Source organism: Klebsiella pneumoniae, from assembly GCF_000742135.1.
GTDB classification, from domain to species: Bacteria; Pseudomonadota; Gammaproteobacteria; order Enterobacterales; family Enterobacteriaceae; genus Klebsiella; species Klebsiella pneumoniae.
The window spans coordinates 4,666,678-4,686,661 of sequence record NZ_KN046818.1; the positions used below are offsets into that span (position 1 = coordinate 4,666,678).

The window sequence follows — 19,984 nt, forward strand, 5'->3', positions numbered from 1 at the left end:
TTATGCCTCACCAAGGTATGCGCGGATCACATCCGGGTTATTACGAATCTCTTCCGGCGTCCCGTTGGCCAGCGGTGTTCCCTGGTTCACGACGTAGATGCGATCGGAAATGCCCATCACCAGCTTCATATCGTGTTCGATAAGCAGGATGGTGGTGTTGTGATGGTTACGCAGCTCGGCGATAAGCTCGTCCAGCTCTTTGGTCTCTTTCGGGTTCAGCCCCGCCGCCGGTTCATCGAGCATCAGAATTTCCGGCTGGGTCACCATGCAGCGGGCAATCTCCAGCCGACGCTGGTCGCCGTAGGCCAGGTTGCTGGCCTGACGGTTGGCATGCTCCAGCAGGCCGATACGCTCCAGCCAGGTGGCGGCCCTGTCCAGCGCTTCGCTCTGCGCCCGACGGAAGGCCGGCGTTTTCAGCAGGCCGGAGAAGAGCCCGGTTTTCAGCTGCTGATGCTGCGCCACCAGCAGGTTTTCAATCACCGTCATTTCGCGGAACAGGCGCACGTGCTGGAAGGTCCGCACCACGCCCATCCGCGCAATCTGCTGACCCGGCAGCCCTTCCAGGTGCTGGTCGCGCAGCAGAATAGTGCCACCGGTGGGCTTGTAAAAACCGGTCAGGCAGTTAAAGACGGTGGTCTTCCCGGCGCCGTTGGGGCCGATCAGCGAGACGATCTCGCGCTCTCTGAGCTCCAGCGACACATTGTTGACGGCCAGCAGACCGCCGAAACGCATCATCAGGCCGCTAACGGATAATAATGGCTGACTCATGCCTGCTCTCCTTTCGCCTGACCGTTTTTCAGCTTCAACTGCACGCGCGTCATTGGCAGAAGCCCCTGCGGACGCCAGATCATCATCAGCACCATCAGGCCGCCGAGCATTAACATGCTGTATTCGTTGAAGTCACGCATCAACTCGCGCGAGACCACCAGCAGAATAGCCGCGAGGATCACCGCGAACTGCGAGCCCATCCCGCCCAGCACGACGATCGCCAGCACAAAGGCTGACTCGGCGAAGGTAAAGGATTCCGGGCTGACGAAGCCCTGGCGCGCGGCGAACAGCGTGCCGGCGAAGCCAGCAAACGCGGCGCTGATGGTAAAGGCGGTCAGCTTGATGCGCGTCGGGCTCAGGCCCAGCGAACGACAGGCGATCTCATCTTCACGCAGCGCTTCCCACGCCCGGCCCAGCGGCATTCGCAGCAGGCGGTTGATGACGAACAGGCTGAGCACTACCAGCAGCAACGCCACCAGGTAGAGGAAAATCACCCGGTCGGAGGGATCGTATTTGACGCCGAAGAAGTTGCTGAAGGTATCCCAGCCGCCTTCGCGGGCGCTGCGGCTAAATTCGAGGCCAAAGAAGGTCGGTTTCGGGATCTGGCTGATGCCGTTCGGCCCGCCGGTGATCTCGGTATTGTTGAGCAGCAGAATGCGCACGATCTCGCCGAAGCCTAAGGTCACAATCGCCAGGTAGTCGCCGCGCAAACGCAACACCGGGAAGCCCAGCAGGAAACCGGCCGCCGCGGAGACCAGGCCGGCCAGCGGGAGACAGGTCCAGAAGCCGAGACCGTAATAGTGGTTCAGCAGCGCAAAGGTATACGCGCCGATGGCATAGAACCCGCCGTAGCCCAGCACCAGCAGGCCGGAAAGGCCGACCACCACGTTCAACCCGAGGCCGAGGATGATATAGATCATCGTCAGGGTGGCGATATCCACCGTGCCGCGCGACACCATAAACGGCCAGGCCACGGCAATCACCAGCAGGGCTATCAGGAACAGCTTCTGCTTCACCGTCGACCCGTCAATCGCCGGCATAATAAACTTCGGCCCGGAGACGTTCTTAACCGCTTTCTGGAACAGCGGCCGCAGCAGCTGGAAGAAAAAGACCACCGCGGTACCGATGAAGATCCACTGCCAGCGAATATCGGCGGCGGTATCGACCACCAGTTTGGTGCCGTTCAGCTCCAGCTGCACGCCCATAAAGACGCCCGCCAGAATGAAGAACATCACGGCAGAGAGCAGCGCCATTGCAATTTGCATCGGTTTCATACTTTTTCCACCTCCGGGCGGCCCAGAATGCCGGTCGGCATCACTAACAGCACCAGAATCAGCAGCGCGAAGGAAACGACGTCCTTATATTCGGTGCTGAGATAGGCGGAAGAGAGCGCCTCGGCAATACCCAGGATCAGGCCGCCGATCATCGCGCCAGGGATACTGCCGATCCCGCCGAGCACGGCGGCGGTGAACGCCTTCATCCCGGCCATAAAGCCGATGTAGGGGTTAATCACGCCGTAGAACTGCCCCAGCAGCACGCCGGCCACCGCCGCCATCGCTGCGCCGATGACAAAGGTCAGGGCAATGACGCGGTCGGTGTTAATCCCGAGCAGGCTGGCCATTTTCAGATCTTCCGCGCAGGCGCGGCAGGCGCGCCCCATCCGCGAGTAGCGAATAAACAGCGTCAGGGCCAGCATGGCGATAAAGGTCACCACCCAGATCACCAGTTGCATGGTGGTGATTGTCGCGGAGAAGCTGTCGCTGTGGCCGACGACCCACTGGCCGTTAAACAAGCTCGGCAGCGCCACGTCGCGGGAGCCCTGGGTCAGGCTGACGTAGTTCTGCAGGAAGATAGACATCCCGATGGCGGAGATCAGCGCAATCAGGCGCTTGGAGTTACGCACCGGCCGATAGGCCACGCGCTCAATGCTCCAGCCGTAGGCGCTGGCAATCACAATGGCGCCCACGAATCCGGCGGCGACCAGCAGCCAGCTAGTGTCAATGCCCATCATCATCAGCGCGGCGATGATCATGAAGGAGACATAGCTGCCAATCATATAGACCTCGCCGTGGGCGAAGTTGATCATGCCGATAATGCCGTACACCATCGTATAGCCGATGGCGATCAACGCATAGGTACTGCCCAGCGTGACGCCGTTAAACATCTGCTGCAGAAAATAGAGAAACTGCTCGGACATAAGGTAACCTTTTTCAAACCGCCCGCGGTTCGCGGGCGGAGGGATAACTCGTCTTCAGCGCTTATTTCGCCGCGCTCGAAGAGCCATCGGCGTGCCACTGGAAGACACCAAACTCAAATCCCTTCAGATCGCCTTTTTCATCCCAGGTCAGCGGCCCAATCACGGTTTTCGCCCCGTGCGCTTTCAAATCGTTGATTAAATCCAGCGGCTGCTGGCTGCCGGTTCTGTCCATCGCCTGCGCCAGCGACTGAACGGCGGCATAGGTGATCCAGACGTACGGTCCGCTCGGATCTTTCTTCTCCGCTTTCAGCGCGTTGACGATGGCGCTGTTGGCAGGGTCCTGATCGTAGCGTTTTGGCATTGTCACCAGCATGCCTTCCGCCGCGGCGCCCGCGATATTGGACAGCGAGGCGTTGCCGACCCCTTCCGGCCCCATAAACACGGTTTTCAACCCGACGGAGCGCGCCTGGCGCAGCATCTGGCCCATTTCCGGGTAGTAGCCGCCGTAGTAGACGAAGTCGATGTTCTCTTTCTTCAGGCGCGCCAGCAGGGCGGAGAAATCTTTTTCCCCCGCGGTGATGCCATCGAAGAAGACGATGTTGGCCCCGGCTTTCTTCAGGTTGTCCTGCACCGAACGCGCCAGCCCTTCGCCGTACTGCTGCTTGTCATGAATGATGGCGATACGCTGCGGTTTGACTTTCTCGACGATATATTTCGCCGCGGTCGGCCCCTGCGAGGAGTCGAGGCCGGCGGTACGCATGATGTACTGGTATCCGCGCTGGGTCAGCTCCGGATTGGTCGCCCCGGGGGAGATCATCAGGATGCCTTCATCCTCATAGATGTCGGAAGCCGGCTGGGTGGAAGAGGAGCACAGGTGGCCGATAACGTACTGAATGCCGTCGTTGACGATTTTGTTGGCCACCGCGACCGCTTGCTTCGGATCGCAGGCGTCGTCATATTCGACGGCCACCAGCTTGTCGCCCTTAATGCCGCCGCTGGCGTTGATGTCTTTAATCGCCTGACGCGCGCCATTGAACTCCATGTCGCCCCACTGGGCCACCGGACCCGACATCGCGCCGACCACGGCGACCTTAATATCCTTGGCCATCGCCGCGTGCGACATCGCTAATGCGACAATGCCCGCGACGATGGTTTTCGCGTTCCTTTTCATGCTGCAGAACCCCGTTCGTGATGTGGTGTAAATGTTTTGTATTTTTATGGTTAAAAAGCATTCTGTGCTTTTATTAAACAACGCCATTTTTACCATTGAGTTTAATGGTTTAGCGCAGTTTTTCACTAAAAAACAGATTAAAACCTCTATTTTTCAGTCGATTAAGCAAAGATAATATTCTGTATTTTGGTGAAGATAAACAAAAAAAAGTCCATCCTGCAGCATAAAATAACGATACATAAGGCGGAATAAAACGCTGCACATTAGGTTAAAATTCTGCTTATTTTTCGATCCATGACGGATTGAGCTACCCTGACAACGCCAGGAAAACGAATCCCCTGATGTACGCGCAAAAAACAGCGCTCCGCCAGACAGCAATTTTGGGTACACTGGCGCCTCTGTTTTGCACTGGATTTGCCGCCCATGAAACTGACCATTATCCGTTTACAGCACTTCAGCGATCAGGATCGCATTGATCTGGGGAAAATCTGGCCGTCGCAGGATCTGTCGACGCTGACCCTTGATGAAAACCATCGTCTCTACGCCGCCCGCTTTAACGAGCGCCTGCTGGGCGCCGTGCGCGTTACCCTGGGCGGCGTCGAAGGTGAGCTCAGCGATCTGTGCGTGCGTGAAGTGACCCGCCGCCGCGGCGTCGGACAATACTTAGTGGAAGAGACATTGCGTGATAACCCGGCGATCAATAGCTGGCGCGTCGCCGACCATGGGGTGGAGGACCGCGGCGTGATGGCGGCCTTTATGCAGGCGCTCGGCTTTAGCGCCCAGCAGAATGGTTGGGAAAAGCATTAAGCCGTAGCCCCAATAAGCGGAGCATGGCCAAGGAAGAACCCGGCGGCGCTTCGCTTAGCCGGGCTACCTGGCGACTGTAGCCCGGCTAAGCGCAGCGCGACCGGGGTCAGACAACGCATTTGCAGAGTGAAAGGCCCCACCCATTTAACCCAGCATTTCGCGTTGCAAAAAGGCGTCAAGACCCGAAATCCCCGGGAGCTTACATCAGTAAGTGACCGGGGTTGAGGGCCGCAGACAACGCATTTGCAGCGTGAAAGGCCCCCACCCATTTAACCCAGCATTTCGCGTTGCAAAAAGGCGTCAAGACCCGAAATCCCCGGGAGCTTACATCAGTAAGTGACCGGGGGTGAGGGCCGCAGACAACGCATTTGCAGCGTGAAAGGCGCCGGTTAAATTATTTGGCGTCGGTCGCCGTACCGTTCGCATGCCAGGTAAAGACCCCGAACTCGAAGCCTTTCAGGTCGCCTTTCTGATCCCACGACAGCGGGCCCATCACGGTGTCTACTGTCGCGCCTTTCAGGTATTTAGCGATTTCCGCCGGATCGTCAGACTGATTCAGGCCTGCCTGCAGCGACTGCAGCGCCGCGTAGGTGGTCCACACGAAGGCGCCGCTCGGATCCTGTTTCTTCGCCTTGATCGCATCCACGATCGGTTTGTTCGCCGGCACCTGGTCGTAGTTCTTCGGCTTGGTTACCAGCAGGCCTTCCGCCGACTCGCCGGCGATGTTAGACAGGGAGACGTTCGCTACGCCTTCCGGGCCCATAAACTGGGTTTTCAGACCGGCGGCGCGCGCCTGACGCAGGATCTGGCCCATTTCCGGGTGATAGCCGCCGTAGTAGACGAAATCGATATTCTCTTTCTTCAGGCGCGCCACCAGGGTGGAGAAATCTTTCTCACCGGCGGTGATCCCGTCGAAGAAGACCACGTTTGCCCCGCCTTTTTTCAGGCCATCCTGCACCGCACGGGCCAAACCTTCGCCGTACTGCTGTTTGTCATGTACCACTGCGATACGCTGCGGCTTCACTTTGTCGAGAATGTATTTCGCCGCGGTTGGCCCCTGATCGGAGTCCAGACCGGTGGTGCGCAGGATCAGCTTATAGCCGCGCGCCGTCAGCTCCGGAGCAGTCGCTGCCGGGGTAATCATCAGAATGCCTTCGTCTTCATAGATATCAGACGCCGGCTGAGTGGAAGAGGAGCACAGGTGACCAATGACGTATTTGATGCCGTCGTTGACCACTTTGTTGGCTACCGCTACCGCCTGTTTCGGGTCGCAAGCGTCATCATATTTGACGATCTGCAGCTTATTGCCCTTGATGCCGCCCTTAGCATTGATATCCGCTACCGCCTGCTCTGCGCCGGTAAACTCCTGGTCGCCGTACTGGGCCACCGGGCCGGACATCGCCCCGACTACCGCGATTTTGATATCTTCCGCCAGCGCCGCGCTGCTCATAACTAAGGCAATACATCCTGCCAGTAACGCTTTACCCTTCATATTCATCCTGAGGCTCCCCATTATTATGGTTTTTGCATTTGTTGTGATGTTGTTTATTAGCGCATTATTTTGTTTATACCGATAGGAAAAGCATATGATAGCTAATCAACCGGGGACTGCCCGCGCTTTTGCAGCACACTATGCTAAACATACCGTCATTCTGAGGAATTTGAAACGACTAAATTGCGGGCTATGTAACAGATAAGTGACAAATAAAAAAACCGCGCCAGCATGAACCGGACGCGGTGCAAAACAGAGCCTGATTACCAGCCTGCGGGTAGGTAGCCCACCGCGGATGCTATCGCGTAGGCGGCGCTGCAAAGATACAACAACACAATGAAGCATTGGATAAGCGGATGGGTCATCCAGGCCGGACAGGTCCAGCCCGGGGTCAGATCGCCACGCTGGCGGGCGCCCTTGAGCATCAGGATCGGCATAATCGATAAAATGACGCCGCTGAACACCCCGGCAAAATAGAGCGCGTTGACGAAGGAGACCATGCCGCTATAGGCCAGTACGAACGGCGGGATCGCCACCACCAGCAGCACCATCAGGCGCCGGGCGGGCTGTTCATCATTCCCCAGGCGGAACTGATCGAAGATATTGGTCAGGAAGCTGCCGCCCAGTCCCCAGTAGGAGGTCAGCATCGCGCACAGCGCAAACAGATTGGCTGAGAAGAAGGCCCATTCGCCAAGCGCCCGCCCCCAGGAGATGGTGGCCACATCCGAGATATTGTCCAGACCGTTAAGCGAGATCACCGACAACGGCACCAGCGCCAGTAGGGTAAAGGTCAGCGCCATGCCGACCATGATGGCTTTAGGCAATTTTTCCGGTTTGTCGGCGAAGCCCCGCGCCATCTCCGGCACGATATACTGTGCCGAGAAGCAGAATGCCACGACGTTGAAGACCGGAACCATATACAGCCAGTTGCCGTCGAGCAGATAGCCGACGCGGGTGGTCTCTTTCAACAGCGTGGCAATCACCAGCACCGAGATCATCACCACCATGCCGATGCTGATAAATTTCTCACCGCGGCCGATCGCCTTCAGCCCCAGGTAGAGTACCCCTGCCGCCGGAACGAAAAACAGCACGCTACCCAGCGCCGGCGAGATGCCAAACAGGGAGTGCAGCAGCTTACCGCTGCCGGTCATATACGCCGTCAATGCCCCGACGCTATTGACGCAGACGGAGAGAAACATCATCAGCGCGCCAAAGCCGCCGACGTAGCGCTTCGATAATCCACTGAGCTGCAGATGTTTACGGGTGCGCAGCGTGGATTCCGCGACATAGAGCATAGTCACCGTCGTCAGGCTGCCCACCAGCACCAGCCAGAACAGCAGCGGTAAGAAGCCCGCTTTGCTCGACGCATAGGCGATAGAGAGGACGCCCGCGCCAATATTGGTACCGACAATCATCGATACCCCTTCGACGAAGCTCAGAGATTTTGCAGGGACAGCCGTACGTTCCCGGCCAGTGAGGACGGGAGAAAAGGTGGAGTTTTCAGACATAATACTTTCCGTTTTACTCCGGCGGTTGTCACCGCCGGAAAAAAGGTGATATCAGGGTGATAAACCACTCACGCTGAGCATAAACAGCCGGCTGCGGCGTCCTGTTTCTGTTCGGCTTCCCTGCCGCCGCAGCCCGCCGGGGAGACGTTAGCTCTTCAGTACGCGCGCCAGAATATCCAGCGCTTTCGAGAACTGGGTATCCGGGATAGTCAACGGATACAGGAATCGGATCACGTTGCCGTAGACGCCACAGCTCAGCAGCAGCAGGCCGTTCTCCTGCGCTTTCTGTTGCACCTGGCGGGTGAATTCCGGCGACGGTTCGCCTGTTTGCGGATCGTTAAACTCCACCGCCACCATCGACCCCCGGCCACGGACATCAACGATCGCCGGGCAGGTAGCGCGCGCCTGGTTGAGCACTTCCTGCAGATGGCTACCCAGCTGTTCAGCGCGCTGACACAGCTGCTCTTCGGCAATCACATCCAGCACCGCGTGCGCCGCGGCCACCGCCAGCGGGTTACCGGCATAGGTTCCGCCCAGCCCGCCAGGCGCTGGCGCATCCATCACTTCGGCGCGGCCGACAACGCCCGACAGCGGGAAACCGCCGGCGAGGCTTTTCGCCATCGTCATCAGATCCGGTTTCACCTCATAGTGCTGCATAGCGAACAGCTTGCCGGTGCGGGCGAAACCGGTCTGCACTTCATCGGCGATCAGCAGAATGCCGTGGGTATCGCACAGGTCGCGCAGCGCCTGCATAAAATCGGCCGGCGCGACGTTAAAGCCGCCTTCCCCCTGGATCGGCTCGAGAATGATGGCCGCTACCTGGTCCGGCGCAATATCCGCTTTGAAAATGCGCTCCAGGCTTTTCAGCGCATCCGCGGTGGTCACGCCATGCGCCGCATTGGGGTAAACGCCGTGATACACCGAGCCCGGGAACGGCCCGAAGCCGATTTTGTAGGGCGCGACCTTACCGGTGAGGGCCATGGTCATAAAGGTACGGCCGTGGAAACCGCCGCCGAAGGTAATCAGCCCCGGACGACCGGTGTAAGCGCGGGCGATTTTCACCGCGTTCTCGACCGCTTCCGCGCCGGTGGTGAAGAAAGCCGTTTTTGCCGGCCCGTCAATTGGCGCCAGATCGTTGATACGCTCCGCCAGCGAAACATAGCTTTCGTACGGCACAATCTGATAGGCGGTGTGGGTGAACGCCTGCAGCTGGTCGGCAACCGCGGCGACCACTTTCGGATGGCGGTGACCGGTATTTAACACGGCGATCCCGGCGGCGAAATCGATCACCTCATTGCCTTCGATATCCCACAGCGTGGCGTTTTCCGCCTTCTCGACAAAGTAGTTACACATTACGCCTACGCCGCGCGGCGTCGCCTGCTGGCGACGTTGATTCAGTTCTGAGCTTTTCACCTGCGAATCTCCTGTCGTGTATGTCACGTTATCGCAACAAATTAGAAACAATGTCGTTTATTTACACAGGAGTTGGCCCTATAATCGAGTACCAATTTTGAATATCTGAGGGATCCAATTGCGTTCGCTGGTGGGTGACCTGGTGCTGGTCCGTCTGCAGGAAGAGCGGGATCCTCTTCTGCACAAACGCTTATATAACGCGCTGCGCCGCGCGATCCTCGACGGTTCGCTGGCGCCGCAAAGCCGTCTGCCGCCGTCGCGGGACCTGGCGGGCGAACTTGGCGTATCAAGAAACACCATATTAACAACTTATGAACAATTGCTGGCGGAAGGATATGTGGTTTCCCGTCGGGGAAGCGGAACATTCGTTGCCCAAACCGCCCCTGAGAGCTCATTGACGGCTAAAGGTCAGCAAGAAAACAGCAGTATCGCAGCACCGACGGCGCATCTTTCACGCCGAGGCCAACATCTGCTCGGCCAGGTCAGCGCCAGCCCGCGCCAGTGGGGAGCGTTTATACCCGGCGTGCCGGACGTTAACGCCTTTCCCCACCCGCTGTTCAGTAAGATCCAGGCCCGCATCAGCCGTCGGCCCAAACCGGAGCGGCTCAGCTATAGCTGCAACGGCGGCACTCCGGAACTGCAGCAGGCGCTGGTGGATTATCTGCGCGTGTCGCGCGGCGTCCACTGTCAGTCAGATCAAATTCTTATCACCGAGGGGATCCACCAGGCGATCGATCTGGTCACCCGCATGCTGTGTGATAACGGCGATCTGGCGTGGGTGGAGGAGCCTTCCTACTGGGGGATCCGCCACGTGCTGGCGATGAACGACGTTCGGGCAGAGCCCCTGACCGTGGATGCCAACGGCCTGTGCCCGCCGGAGACGGTTGACGATGCGCCGAGGCTGATCTTCGTTACGCCTTCCCACCAGTATCCTCTGGGCGCGGTGATGAGCCTTGAGCGCCGCCAGCGCCTGCTGGCACTCGCCCGTCAGCAGGGGAGCTGGATCGTCGAAGATGATTATGACAGCGAGTTTCGCTTTTCCGGTCAGCCGATCCCCGCCCTGCAGGGTCTGGTCGCCGACGCCCCGGTGGTCTATATCGGCACCTTCAGCAAGACGCTCTATCCCGGCCTGCGCCTGGGCTACGTGGTGATCCCGCGGCCGCTGGTCAGCGATCTGAAGCACGCCCATGCCGAGCTTTACCGCGGCGGCCATTCGCTGATCCAGATGGCGCTGGCGGAGTTTATTACCGCCGGCCACTATTCGGCCCATATCCGCCGTATGCGGCTGCTCTACAGCCGTCGCCGGGCCTTTTTAACTGAGCTTATCCAGCGGCACTGTATGCCGTACGCCCTGTCTGACTTCAGCGATAATGCCGGGCTGCATTTGATCCTCAATTTGCCCGCAGAGGCTGACGATGTGGCGATCGCCAGAGAGGCCAATGCGCGGCACATTCTGGTGCGGCCGCTGTCGCGCTACTACCTGACGGCGGCGCGCAAGAAAGGATTACTGATGGGATTCGCCAGCCAGCCCGAAGAGCAGATGGCGTCGGCGTTCAGCGTCTTACTCGGCTGCCTGCAGACGCACTGCCCGCAGATGCTCCTGCCCCCGGGGGACGCAGAAAAACAAAACGCCCCAACCTGAGGCGGGGCGTTATCGTGGAGCCTGATATCAGGTATCAGGCAGGCGTGGCGTATCAGGCTTCGATAGCGGCACGCAGTTTTTTCATGGCGTTCTTTTCCAGCTGACGCACGCGCTCTGCGGAGACGCCGTAGCGGTCGGCCAGTTCCTGCAGCGTGGACTTGTTATCTTCGTCCAGCCAGCGGGCGCGGATGATGTCCTGGCTACGCTCGTCCAGGCCCTGCATCGCGTCAGTCAGCTTATTCGCCGCCTGCTCTTCCCAGTTATCGTCTTCGATGCCGTCGGCAAAGTTAGACGTTTTGTCCTGCAGATACAGGACCGGCGCCATCGGCTGGCTGTCGGACTCATCGTCGGACGACATGTCGAAGGTCATGTCCTGGGCCGCCATACGGGATTCCATCTCGCGGACGTCTTTGCTCGACACGCCCAGCTCACGGGCCACCATTTCCACTTCATCCTGATTGAACCAACCCAAACGCTGTTTGGTTTTACGCAGGTTAAAGAACAGCTTACGCTGTGCTTTGGTGGTAGCGACCTTCACAATACGCCAGTTGCGCAGCACGTATTCGTGAATTTCGGCTTTAATCCAGTGCACGGCGAAGGAGACCAGGCGCACACCCACTTCCGGGTTGAAGCGACGCACGGCTTTCATCAGGCCGATATTGCCTTCCTGGATCAGATCCGCCTGCGGCAGGCCATAGCCCGAGTAGTTACGAGCAATGTGAACAACAAAGCGCAGGTGAGACAGAATCAGCTTTTTCGCTGCTTCCAGATCGCCCTGGTAATGCAGCTTTTCAGCAAGCTCCCGCTCTTCATCAGCCGACAGCATCGGCCAAGTGTTAGCGGCCCGGATGTACGATTCCAGGTTACCAACGGGGGCTAAAGCTAAAGTTTGCATTTCTTTGGTCATTCAAATCCTCTCAATTGATATCTTCTGACGCGTTCTTGTCCCCATCAGGCAACAAGCATGCCAGCATTCATGAGCAACGAGAATATCACTCACATTAGTATCAGACAGTGATTTTATCCACAAGTTCCATGCAACGGTGTGAATAAATTACGCACAAAATGTGACACCACGATGAAAAAGTGAGGGCAGGAAAAGGGGAACAAGCTTGCGGTATCTTTCCCTGCGAACAGGAACTCATTGCAGCAGGGAAAGATTATATCACGCTTTTATTAATCGGGAGTAAAGTGACGTAAATGTTGCACTGTCGCCAGCCAGGCGGCTACCCACCCGATCATCGAGCAGACGATCAACATCAACAGACACTCGTCGAAGCCTAAGCCGCTCAGCTCAAACTGGGTGCCGAAGACTTTCGCCACTTCGGTCACCGCCGACGAGAGGCGCATTACCAGAATCTCCGACAGGATCAGCGATAAAAACGCGCCGGAAAAGCCCAGCATCGCTCCGCCGTAGAGGAAGGGACGCAGGATAAAGCCGTCGGTGGCGCCGATAAGCTTCTGAACGTTAATGGTATCGCGGCGGGCGAAGATGCTCAGGCGCACGCTGTTGCCGATCACCAGGAACACCGCCGCCACCATCAGCACGCCGATCATCGCCGACACGCGTCCTACCAGCCCGGTGAGCGAGGAGAGACGGGCAAACCAACTGTCGTCCATCCGCACTTCATCGACGCCCTGGATCCGCGTTACCCGATCGCGCAGGGTATTCAGCGCCTCGGTGCTCTGGAAATCCAGCTTCGGCACCACGATGGCGACCGCCGGCAGCGGGTTCTCCTCCAGCATATCCAGGGCGCCGCCAAAGCCAGACCAGTTACGGAATTCCCCCAGCGCCTCGTCACGGGACAAATAGTTTACCTTGTCGACGCCCTGCTCCGCCTGCAGCTGGCCCACCACCCGCGCCGCGGCATCGTCATCCAGCGTTTTTTCCAGATAAACGGTGATCTGCGGCGAGGGATAATACTGGGACGCCGCGCTGCTGACGTTTTTGTAGACCATGTAGCAGACGCTTGGCAGGGTCAACGAAATGGCGATGACCATTACCGTCAGGAAGGTCGCCAGCGGCGTGCTTTTTAGATCCTGCAGCGCGCCGTGCCAGGCATAGCGCACCTGCTCGTTGAATACGTTGCTCTTACGCGAGGCCGGGTTAGGCGCCGCTTTCGGCCGTTTTGGCGCATTGCGCCCGCCACCGCCGCCGCCCGCGGCGTTGCGCAGGCGATCGAACTTGCTGCCGAACTGGCGAATCTGGTTCATTGCGTCGCGCTTATTCACCCCGAATGCCTCCATGCAGATGGCCGTCGCTAAGCGTCAGCACGCGGTACGGACGACTGGAGATAAGCCCCAGATCGTGCGTGGCCATCAGTACCGTCACCCCGACGCGGTTAAACTCTTCAAACAGACGTAAAATCCCCTCCGAGAGCGCCTCGTCGAGGTTGCCGGTCGGTTCATCCGCCAGCAGCACCGCCGGCTTGTTGACCACCGCGCGAGCGATTCCCACGCGCTGCTGCTCACCGCCGGAGAGCTGAATGGGAAAATTCTTCGCTTTGTCCAGCAGGCCAACCTTGTCCAGCGCCGCCGAGACGCGACGACGAATATCATCGCCGCTGGCGCCGGCGATAATCAGCGGGATCGCCACGTTGTCATACACGGTACGATCCATCAGCAAATGGTGGTCCTGGAAAATCATACCGATCTGGCGGCGCAGGAACGGCACCTCACGGCTCTTCAGACGGCTGATTTCATGACCGCTGAAGAAGATTTTCCCGGCGCTGGGCCGTTCGATACCACAGATAAGCTTCAGCAGGGTACTCTTCCCTGCGCCGGAATGGCCGGTCAGAAACGCCATCTCGCCCGGCTGCAGGTGGAAGGTCACCCCCTGCAGCGCTTGTCTCCCACCGAGATAGGCTTTGCTGACTTGTTCAAAGCGAATCATTCTTAATCCTCTCGGGCAAAAAGTGCCTCAATAAAGTCGCCCGCATTAAACGGACGCAGATCCTCAATACGCTCGCCGACGCCAATATAGCGAATCGGAATGCCGAACTGATCGGCCACCGAGAAGATCACGCCGCCTTTGGCGGTGCCGTCCAGCTTGGTCAGGGTGATCCCGGTCAAACCTACCGCCTCATGGAACAGTTTGGCCTGGCTAATAGCATTCTGCCCGGTGCTGGCGTCAATGGTTAACATCACCTCGTGCGGCGCGTCGACGTCCAGCTTTTTCATTACCCGGACAATCTTCTTCAGCTCTTCCATCAGGTGCGATTTATTTTGCAAACGCCCGGCGGTATCGGCAATCAGTACGTCAACATGGCGCGCCTTCGCCGCCTGAATGGCGTCGAAAATCACCGAGGCGGAGTCGGCGCCGGTGTGCTGGGCGATCACCGGGATATTATTACGCTGGCCCCAGACCTGCAGCTGTTCCACCGCCGCCGCACGGAAAGTATCCCCCGCCGCCAGCATCACCGACTTACCCTGCTGTTCAAACTGACGCGCCAGCTTGCCGATGGTAGTGGTTTTCCCCACCCCGTTCACGCCGACCATCAGAATAACAAATGGCGTTTTGCCTTCAACGTTCAGCGGCTCGTCTACTTTGGCGAGAATCTCGCCCATCTCTTCTTTCAGCAGGCCGTACAGCGCTTCCGCATCGCGCAGCTGCTTACGGCTGGCGCCTTCCGTCAGGTTGGTAATGATCTTGCGGGTGGTTTCCACCCCGACGTCGGCGATCAGCAGCTGTTCTTCCAGCTCTTCAAACAGATCATCGTCGATCTTCTTACCGCGGAACAGGCTGATAAATCCGGAACCGAGATTTTGCTTCGTTTTCAGCAGGCTACGTTTGAGGCGGGCGAAGAAACCTTCTTTTGTCGGTTTTTCCTGCTCCTGAGCCAGCGCTTCAAGCGGCGCCTCGTCCTCAGGCGCCGGCACCACTACCGCCGCCTCTTCTGCCGCTTCGGCCGCCAGCGCCTGCGCTTCCAGCTCTTCATCGCTTAACGGCGCGTCCTCTTCGGGCGCTTCTGTCTCCTGCGGCGGGACAACGATGCCTTCCACAGGCTGCTCTGCTACGGCTTCCGCCACCACCGGTTCGGCGATAACCTCTTCCGCCAGCGGCTCAACCACCGCAGGCTGTTCAGGCGGTTCGCTGACCGCGGGCTCCGGTTCAACAACAGGCGTTTCTTCGGTCAGAGCAGGCGTTTCCACCCACTCTTCTTCCTGCGCGCTGGCAGGCTCCGCGAGGTGCGCTTTTTCGCTTTCGACCACCGTCTCGGTCACTTCGACGACGTCTTCGGCAAACGCCTCCGGGTCTGCTTTCGGCGCGCTCGGCTCAGCAGGGGTTTCAACCGCCGGTATCTCTTCGGCAACCGCTTGCTGTTCTTCTACTTTTTGCTCAGTCTCGGTTTCCTGTGCCTGTTCTTTCTGTCCAAAGCCCAGCCAGGAAAAGAAGCCACGTTTTTTCTCTTTTGCCATTTGCGACCACACTCCTCGCTGTTTATTCATGGCGCAGCTTCATCAGAAGCTGAAAAAATGATGAAATTAGTTGGATAGTCTATCACTTAACTTAACTCGCAGCACCGCCCCCGGATTAAGGTTTCGTCAACCGCCGTCGATCGCTAGAATAGCAGGCTGGAAGTTGAGACTTGAGCAGAGAGATGAAAAAACCAAACCACGCGGGCAGCGGCCAGATCCGCATCATCGGCGGGCAATGGCGCGGCCGTAAATTACCGGTGCCGGAGAGCCCGGGCCTGCGGCCGACCACCGACCGGGTTCGCGAAACCCTTTTTAACTGGCTGGCGCCGTCCATTGTTGACGCGCACTGCCTCGATTGCTTTGCCGGCAGCGGCGCGCTGGGGCTGGAAGCGCTGTCCCGCTATGCGGCCAGCACCACGCTGCTGGAGATGGAGCGCGGCGTAGCCCAGCAGCTGCAAAAAAATCTCGCCACCCTGAAAGCGAATCGCGGCAAGGTGATCACCACCAACACCCTCAGCTTCCTGAGCCAGCCGGGGACCCCGCACCAGATCGTGTTCGTCGACCCGCCGTTCCGTCAGGGGCTGCTGGAGGAGACGCTACGTCTGCTGGAGACACAAGGCTGGCTGGCCGATGAGGCCCTGGTGTACGTCGAAAGCGAAGTCGAAAACGGCTTACCGCCGGTGCCGGCTAACTGGCAATTGTATCGTGAAAAAGTGGCCGGACAGGTCGCCTACCGTCTTTACCAACGTGAGGCCCAAGGAGAGCACCATGCTGATTAATTTAGGCCGCCTGCTGATGCTGTGCGTCTGGGCCTTTCTGTTATTGAATCTGTTTCAGCCCTTCCCGAAGCCGCTGAATATCTTTGTCAACGTCGCGCTGATTTTCATGATCCTGATGCACGGTCTGCAGCTGACGCTGCTCAAGGCGACGCAGCCGAAAGAGGCGCCGCCGCTGAGCCGCTTTGAGCAAATCCGCATTTTTATTTTCGGCGTGTTTGAGCTCGTCGCCTGGCAGAAAAAACTGAAGGCGACGCTGAAAAAATAGTCCTGAAAAGGGCTCAGGGATCGGGCGTAAACGCCACGAACGCTGTGCCCTTATAACTCAACATCCCACGATCGCCGACGCTCAGCGCGTGATATTGCGGCGCGTCAAGGCGAAACACCACCTCCAGACCACCGTTTTCGGGGCGAAAGCTCGCTTCATAGCGCATCTCACTGCCTGCAGGCGTCACCGTCTGCTGCCGCGAGCGCCGATCGTTAATCACTTTTTCCCGTTTATTGCTGACGAAAACCCGCTTTTGTAGCAACGGCGCGGCGTCATTCGCCTGTTTCTCACGGCGCTGCTGGACATAGCGAAACGAAGCCGCCACCACAATCACCGCGACGACCAGAACAAAAAAGAGGGGCATTTTACTCATTAGGGTTACCCATAAAAAATATCAGGAATCAGCATACTGCGTCGGGAATAACATTGTCATCTGCTACGCCAAACCACTACACTGAGTAGTAGCATCACGCATCCGTAACTTTCTTTATGATAACAGATACAGGGACTTACTATGCTTTGGTCATTTATTGCTGTCTGTTTCTCCGCATGGCTTTATGTCGATGCATCCTATCGTGGGCCGGCATGGCGACGCTGGGTTTTTAAACCTGTCACCCTGATTCTGTTGCTGTTACTGGCCTGGCAGGCGCCGATGTTCAATGCCATCAGCTATCTGGTGCTGGCTGGCCTGTGCGCCTCGCTGCTCGGCGACGCCCTGACCCTGCTGCCGCGCCAGCGGGTGATGTACGCGGTGGGCGCTTTCTTCCTGTCACATCTGCTGTATACCATCTGGTTCGCCAGCCAGCTGACGCTGTCGTTCTTCTGGCCGCTGCCGCTGGTGCTGCTGGTATTCGGCGCCCTGCTAATGGCGGTGATCTGGAGTCGGCTGGAAGAGATGAAAATGCCGGTGCTGACCTTTATCGGAATGACGCTGGTAATGGTCTGGCTGGCCGGTGAGCTGTGGTTTGCCCGCCCCACCAACACCGCGCTGTCCGGTTTCGCCGGCGCAGCCCTGCTGCTGCTGAGCAATGCCGTGTGGCTGGTGAGCCACTATCGTCGCCGCTTCCGCGCCGATAACGCCATCGCCGCCGCGTTCTACTTTGCCGGCCACTTCCTGATCGTGCGCGCGCTGTACCTGTAATTTAGTCCTTGACTCTGGAGTCGACTCCAGAGTGTATCCTACGGCTAATGAGAAAATTATCATTTCCCGGAGGGTGCCATGTCGACTCCAGACGCGCAGGATAAAAAAGTTCCACAATTCTCGTCTTTCACCATGCGGCCAGCGACCGCCCCGGCGGAGAGCTGCTGTACAGATCACGCCTGCGCCACAGAGTCCGCCCCTGCCGCCGAAGCGCTTAGCGACGCCCGCTATAGCTGGCAAGTTGATGGCATGGACTGCGCCGCCTGCGCCCGCAAGGTGGAAACCGCGGTCCGTCAGGTGCCCGGGGTCAGTCAGGTCCAGGTGCTGTTCGCCACAGAAAAGCTGCTGGTTAACGCCGAGGGCGATGTCCGCGCTCAGGTTGAGAACGCGGTCCGCCAGGCGGGGTATACGCTGCGCGATGCCGATGCTCCCGCAGCAGAGCAAACCCGAGGGTCGCTGCTGCGCGACAATCTGCCGTTACTGACGCTGGTTATCATGATGGCCTTGAGCTGGGGGCTGGAGCAGGCCAACCACCCTGCCGGTCAGTTGGCCTTTATTGCCACCACCCTGGTTGGCCTGTGGCCGGTTGCCCGCCAGGCGCTGCGCCTGATCAAGAGCGGGAGCTGGTTCGCCATTGAAACGCTGATGAGCGTCGCCGCCATCGGGGCGCTGTTTATCGGCGCCACCGCGGAGGCGGCGATGGTGCTGTTGCTGTTCCTGATCGGCGAGCGTCTCGAAGGCTGGGCCGCCAGCCGCGCACGGCAGGGGGTGAGCGCGCTGATGGCGCTGAAGCCCGACACCGCCATCCGTCTGCGCAACGGCGTGCGGGAAACCGTCGCCCAGCGCGACCTGCGTCCCGGAGATGTGATTGAAGTGGCTGCCGGCGGGCGTCTGCCGGCGGATGGACAACTGCTGTCGCCGTTTGCCAGCTTTGATGAAAGCGCCCTGACCGGCGAGTCGGTGCCGGTGGAGCGTCAGGCCGGGGAACGGGTAGCGGCGGGCGCCACCAGCGTCGATCGCCTGGTGCAGCTTACCGTGATATCCGAACCGGGCGACAGCGCCATCGACCGCATCCTGAAGCTGATTGAAGAGGCTGAGGAGCGTCGGGCGCCAATCGAGCGCTTCATCGACCGCTTCAGCCGGATCTACACCCCGGCCATTATGGTCGTGGCCTTGTTGGTCGCCATTGTCCCGCCGCTGTTCTTCGCCAGCGCCTGGCTGCCGTGGATTTATAAAGGGCTGACGCTGCTGCTGATCGGCTGTCCGTGCGCGCTGGTCATCTCCACGCCGGCGGCCATCACCTCCGGCCTGGCGGTCGCCGCCCGCCGCGGGGCGCTAATCAAAGGCGGCGCGGCGCTGGAGCAGCTGGGCCAGGTGCGCCAGGTGGCGTTCGATAAAACCGGCACCCTGACCGTCGGCCAGCCGCAGGTGACTTCGGTTATTGCCACGGCCGAAGTTGACGACAACGCGCTGCTGGCGCTGGCGGCGGCGGTGGAGCAAGGCTCCAGCCACCCGCTGGCGCAGGCTATCGTCCGTGAAGCGCAGCGGCGTCAGCTGAGCATTCCGCTTGCCAGCGGCCAGCGGGCGCTGGCGGGCTCTGGTATCGAAGCCGAAGTCAACGGCAGCCGCATCCTGATCTGCGCCGCCAGCAAAGCCGCCCCGGCAGAGCATGAGGCGCAGATCCAGCAGCTGGAAAGCGCCGGGCAAACGGTAGTGCTGGTGATGCGCGGCGAGACGCTGCTCGGCATTCTGGCGCTGCGCGATACCCTGCGCGACGACGCGCGTCAGGCGGTGGATGCTTTGCATCAGTTGGGCGTTCAGGGGGTGATCCTTACCGGGGATAACCCGCGCGCTGCGGCGGCCATCGCCAGCGAACTGGGGCTGGAATTCCGCGCCGGTCTGCTACCGGCGGACAAGGTCAACGCGGTGATAGCGCTGAATGCCGACGCGCCGCTGGCGATGGTCGGGGACGGTATCAACGACGCCCCGGCGATGAAAGCGGCCACCATCGGCATCGCCATGGGCAGCGGAACCGACGTGGCGCTGGAGACGGCCGACGCCGCGCTGACCCATAACCGTCTGACCGGCCTGGCGCAGATGATTTCCCTGGCGCGCGCCACCCACGCCAATATCCGCCAGAACATCGCGATTGCCTTAGGGCTGAAGGGGATTTTCCTCGTCACCACCCTGCTCGGCCTGACCGGTCTGTGGCTGGCGGTGCTGGCGGATACCGGCGCCACCGTGCTGGTAACGGCTAACGCGCTGCGGTTATTGCGTAAGAAGTTGTAGCATCGATACCGGCTTCCCTGCTCGCGCTACGCTTAGCAGGGCTACGGTTCCAGACCGTCGGGTAGCCCGGATAAGGCGCTACGCGCCGCCATC

18 protein-coding genes are annotated in these 19,984 nt (G+C 59.3%); 6 read left to right on the plus strand and 12 right to left on the minus strand.

Annotation, left to right across the window (positions count from 1 at the left end):
• From livG to livK, 4 genes are all read right to left on the minus strand, one after another.
• The gene (gene livG, locus DR88_RS03845; RefSeq protein ID WP_002920803.1) at positions 1 to 768 is read right to left on the minus strand and encodes a high-affinity branched-chain amino acid ABC transporter ATP-binding protein LivG; all 768 of its coding nucleotides are present in this window, start codon (positions 766 to 768) and stop codon (positions 1 to 3) included.
• Positions 765 to 2,042, minus strand: a complete 1,278-nt coding sequence (gene livM, locus DR88_RS03840) for a branched chain amino acid ABC transporter permease LivM (protein ID WP_004174005.1) — start codon at positions 2,040 to 2,042, stop codon at positions 765 to 767. Before livM ends, livG begins: the two co-directional genes overlap by 4 nt.
• Positions 2,039 to 2,965 (minus strand): high-affinity branched-chain amino acid ABC transporter permease LivH, encoded by a 927-nt coding sequence (gene livH, locus DR88_RS03835; RefSeq protein WP_002920807.1) that lies wholly within the window; start codon positions 2,963 to 2,965, stop codon positions 2,039 to 2,041. The genes livM and livH overlap by 4 nt, the downstream gene beginning before the upstream one ends.
• A 61-nt stretch (positions 2,966 to 3,026) precedes the next feature.
• Entirely contained in the window at positions 3,027 to 4,136 is a 1,110-nt protein-coding gene (gene livK, locus DR88_RS03830) for a high-affinity branched-chain amino acid ABC transporter substrate-binding protein LivK (protein ID WP_004150079.1), read from the minus strand.
• 423 nt (positions 4,137 to 4,559) lie between these two features.
• Between livK and panM the strand changes: the two genes are divergently transcribed.
• Positions 4,560 to 4,943, plus strand: coding sequence for an aspartate 1-decarboxylase autocleavage activator PanM (gene panM, locus DR88_RS03825; RefSeq protein ID WP_023328322.1), 384 nt, complete (start codon positions 4,560 to 4,562; stop codon positions 4,941 to 4,943).
• A gap of 394 nt (positions 4,944 to 5,337) precedes the next feature.
• Here panM and livJ read toward each other — a convergent pair whose 3' ends face one another.
• From livJ to DR88_RS03810, 3 genes are all read right to left on the minus strand, one after another.
• Positions 5,338 to 6,441: a branched chain amino acid ABC transporter substrate-binding protein LivJ gene (gene livJ, locus DR88_RS03820; RefSeq protein WP_002920812.1), complete on the minus strand. Its 1,104-nt coding sequence runs from the start codon at positions 6,439 to 6,441 to the stop codon at positions 5,338 to 5,340.
• 257 nt (positions 6,442 to 6,698) lie between these two features.
• Positions 6,699 to 7,943: an aromatic amino acid transport family protein gene (locus tag DR88_RS03815; protein ID WP_004150081.1), complete on the minus strand. Its 1,245-nt coding sequence runs from the start codon at positions 7,941 to 7,943 to the stop codon at positions 6,699 to 6,701.
• Between the two features lie 147 nt (positions 7,944 to 8,090).
• Positions 8,091 to 9,356, minus strand: coding sequence for a 4-aminobutyrate--2-oxoglutarate transaminase (locus tag DR88_RS03810; protein WP_020803514.1), 1,266 nt, complete (start codon positions 9,354 to 9,356; stop codon positions 8,091 to 8,093).
• Positions 9,357 to 9,474: 118 nt separating this feature from the next.
• Here DR88_RS03810 and pdxR point away from each other — a divergent pair, with 118 nt between their 5' ends.
• Positions 9,475 to 10,998: a MocR-like pyridoxine biosynthesis transcription factor PdxR gene (pdxR, locus tag DR88_RS03805; protein WP_021313207.1), complete on the plus strand. Its 1,524-nt coding sequence runs from the start codon at positions 9,475 to 9,477 to the stop codon at positions 10,996 to 10,998.
• A 52-nt stretch (positions 10,999 to 11,050) separates the two neighbouring features.
• Here the strand turns inward: pdxR and rpoH are convergent, their stop codons facing one another.
• The 4 genes from rpoH to ftsY form a co-directional block, all read right to left on the minus strand.
• The gene (gene rpoH / locus DR88_RS03800; protein WP_002920815.1) at positions 11,051 to 11,905 is read right to left on the minus strand and encodes an RNA polymerase sigma factor RpoH; all 855 of its coding nucleotides are present in this window, start codon (positions 11,903 to 11,905) and stop codon (positions 11,051 to 11,053) included.
• Positions 11,906 to 12,174: 269 nt separating this feature from the next.
• Entirely contained in the window at positions 12,175 to 13,230 is a 1,056-nt protein-coding gene (ftsX, locus tag DR88_RS03795; protein ID WP_004173994.1) for a permease-like cell division protein FtsX, read from the minus strand.
• Positions 13,223 to 13,891, minus strand: a complete 669-nt coding sequence (gene ftsE / locus DR88_RS03790; RefSeq protein WP_002920817.1) for a cell division ATP-binding protein FtsE — start codon at positions 13,889 to 13,891, stop codon at positions 13,223 to 13,225. The genes ftsX and ftsE overlap by 8 nt, the downstream gene beginning before the upstream one ends.
• 2 nt (positions 13,892 to 13,893) lie before the next feature.
• Complete coding sequence (gene ftsY, locus DR88_RS03785) at positions 13,894 to 15,417, minus strand: signal recognition particle-docking protein FtsY (protein ID WP_032443990.1); 1,524 nt, start codon at positions 15,415 to 15,417, stop codon at positions 13,894 to 13,896.
• A gap of 182 nt (positions 15,418 to 15,599) precedes the next feature.
• On the opposite strand from ftsY, the gene rsmD reads away from it, so the two are divergent.
• Positions 15,600 to 16,196 carry a 16S rRNA (guanine(966)-N(2))-methyltransferase gene (rsmD, locus tag DR88_RS03780; protein WP_015959105.1) on the plus strand — a complete coding sequence of 199 codons (597 nt, stop codon included), beginning with the start codon at positions 15,600 to 15,602 and terminating at the stop codon, positions 16,194 to 16,196.
• The gene (locus tag DR88_RS03775) at positions 16,186 to 16,461 is read left to right on the plus strand and encodes a DUF1145 family protein (protein WP_002920822.1); all 276 of its coding nucleotides are present in this window, start codon (positions 16,186 to 16,188) and stop codon (positions 16,459 to 16,461) included. Before rsmD ends, DR88_RS03775 begins: the two co-directional genes overlap by 11 nt.
• 13 nt (positions 16,462 to 16,474) lie before the next feature.
• Here DR88_RS03775 and DR88_RS03770 read toward each other — a convergent pair whose 3' ends face one another.
• Positions 16,475 to 16,825, minus strand: coding sequence for a DUF2500 domain-containing protein (locus tag DR88_RS03770; RefSeq protein WP_073980602.1), 351 nt, complete (start codon positions 16,823 to 16,825; stop codon positions 16,475 to 16,477).
• A 150-nt stretch (positions 16,826 to 16,975) separates the two neighbouring features.
• Between DR88_RS03770 and DR88_RS03765 the strand changes: the two genes are divergently transcribed.
• Both DR88_RS03765 and zntA read left to right on the plus strand, forming a co-directional pair.
• A complete protein-coding gene (locus DR88_RS03765) occupies positions 16,976 to 17,602 on the plus strand; it encodes a lysoplasmalogenase (protein ID WP_004173987.1) in 627 nt (208 codons plus the stop codon).
• Positions 17,603 to 17,680: 78 nt separating this feature from the next.
• Positions 17,681 to 19,891: a Zn(II)/Cd(II)/Pb(II) translocating P-type ATPase ZntA gene (gene zntA, locus DR88_RS03760; protein WP_004145145.1), complete on the plus strand. Its 2,211-nt coding sequence runs from the start codon at positions 17,681 to 17,683 to the stop codon at positions 19,889 to 19,891.
• The last annotated feature ends 93 nt before the right edge of the window (positions 19,892 to 19,984 follow it).

What these genes read in the sequence shown, in the direction of transcription:
- livG (WP_002920803.1), bottom strand. Translation starts at nt 768, where the DNA reads ATGAGTCAGCCATTATTATCCGTTAGCGGCCTGATGATGCGTTTCGGC.
- livM (WP_004174005.1), bottom strand. Translation starts at nt 2,042, where the DNA reads ATGAAACCGATGCAAATTGCAATGGCGCTGCTCTCTGCCGTGATGTTC.
- livH (WP_002920807.1), bottom strand. Translation starts at nt 2,965, where the DNA reads ATGTCCGAGCAGTTTCTCTATTTTCTGCAGCAGATGTTTAACGGCGTC.
- livK (WP_004150079.1), bottom strand. Translation starts at nt 4,136, where the DNA reads ATGAAAAGGAACGCGAAAACCATCGTCGCGGGCATTGTCGCATTAGCG.
- panM (WP_023328322.1), top strand. Translation starts at nt 4,560, where the DNA reads ATGAAACTGACCATTATCCGTTTACAGCACTTCAGCGATCAGGATCGC.
- livJ (WP_002920812.1), bottom strand. Translation starts at nt 6,441, where the DNA reads ATGAATATGAAGGGTAAAGCGTTACTGGCAGGATGTATTGCCTTAGTT.
- DR88_RS03815 (WP_004150081.1), bottom strand. Translation starts at nt 7,943, where the DNA reads ATGTCTGAAAACTCCACCTTTTCTCCCGTCCTCACTGGCCGGGAACGT.
- rpoH (WP_002920815.1), bottom strand. Translation starts at nt 11,905, where the DNA reads ATGACCAAAGAAATGCAAACTTTAGCTTTAGCCCCCGTTGGTAACCTG.
- ftsE (WP_002920817.1), bottom strand. Translation starts at nt 13,891, where the DNA reads ATGATTCGCTTTGAACAAGTCAGCAAAGCCTATCTCGGTGGGAGACAA.
- ftsY (WP_032443990.1), bottom strand. Translation starts at nt 15,417, where the DNA reads ATGGCAAAAGAGAAAAAACGTGGCTTCTTTTCCTGGCTGGGCTTTGGA.
- rsmD (WP_015959105.1), top strand. Translation starts at nt 15,600, where the DNA reads ATGAAAAAACCAAACCACGCGGGCAGCGGCCAGATCCGCATCATCGGC.
- DR88_RS03775 (WP_002920822.1), top strand. Translation starts at nt 16,186, where the DNA reads ATGCTGATTAATTTAGGCCGCCTGCTGATGCTGTGCGTCTGGGCCTTT.
- DR88_RS03770 (WP_073980602.1), bottom strand. Translation starts at nt 16,825, where the DNA reads ATGCCCCTCTTTTTTGTTCTGGTCGTCGCGGTGATTGTGGTGGCGGCT.
- DR88_RS03765 (WP_004173987.1), top strand. Translation starts at nt 16,976, where the DNA reads ATGCTTTGGTCATTTATTGCTGTCTGTTTCTCCGCATGGCTTTATGTC.
- zntA (WP_004145145.1), top strand. Translation starts at nt 17,681, where the DNA reads ATGTCGACTCCAGACGCGCAGGATAAAAAAGTTCCACAATTCTCGTCT.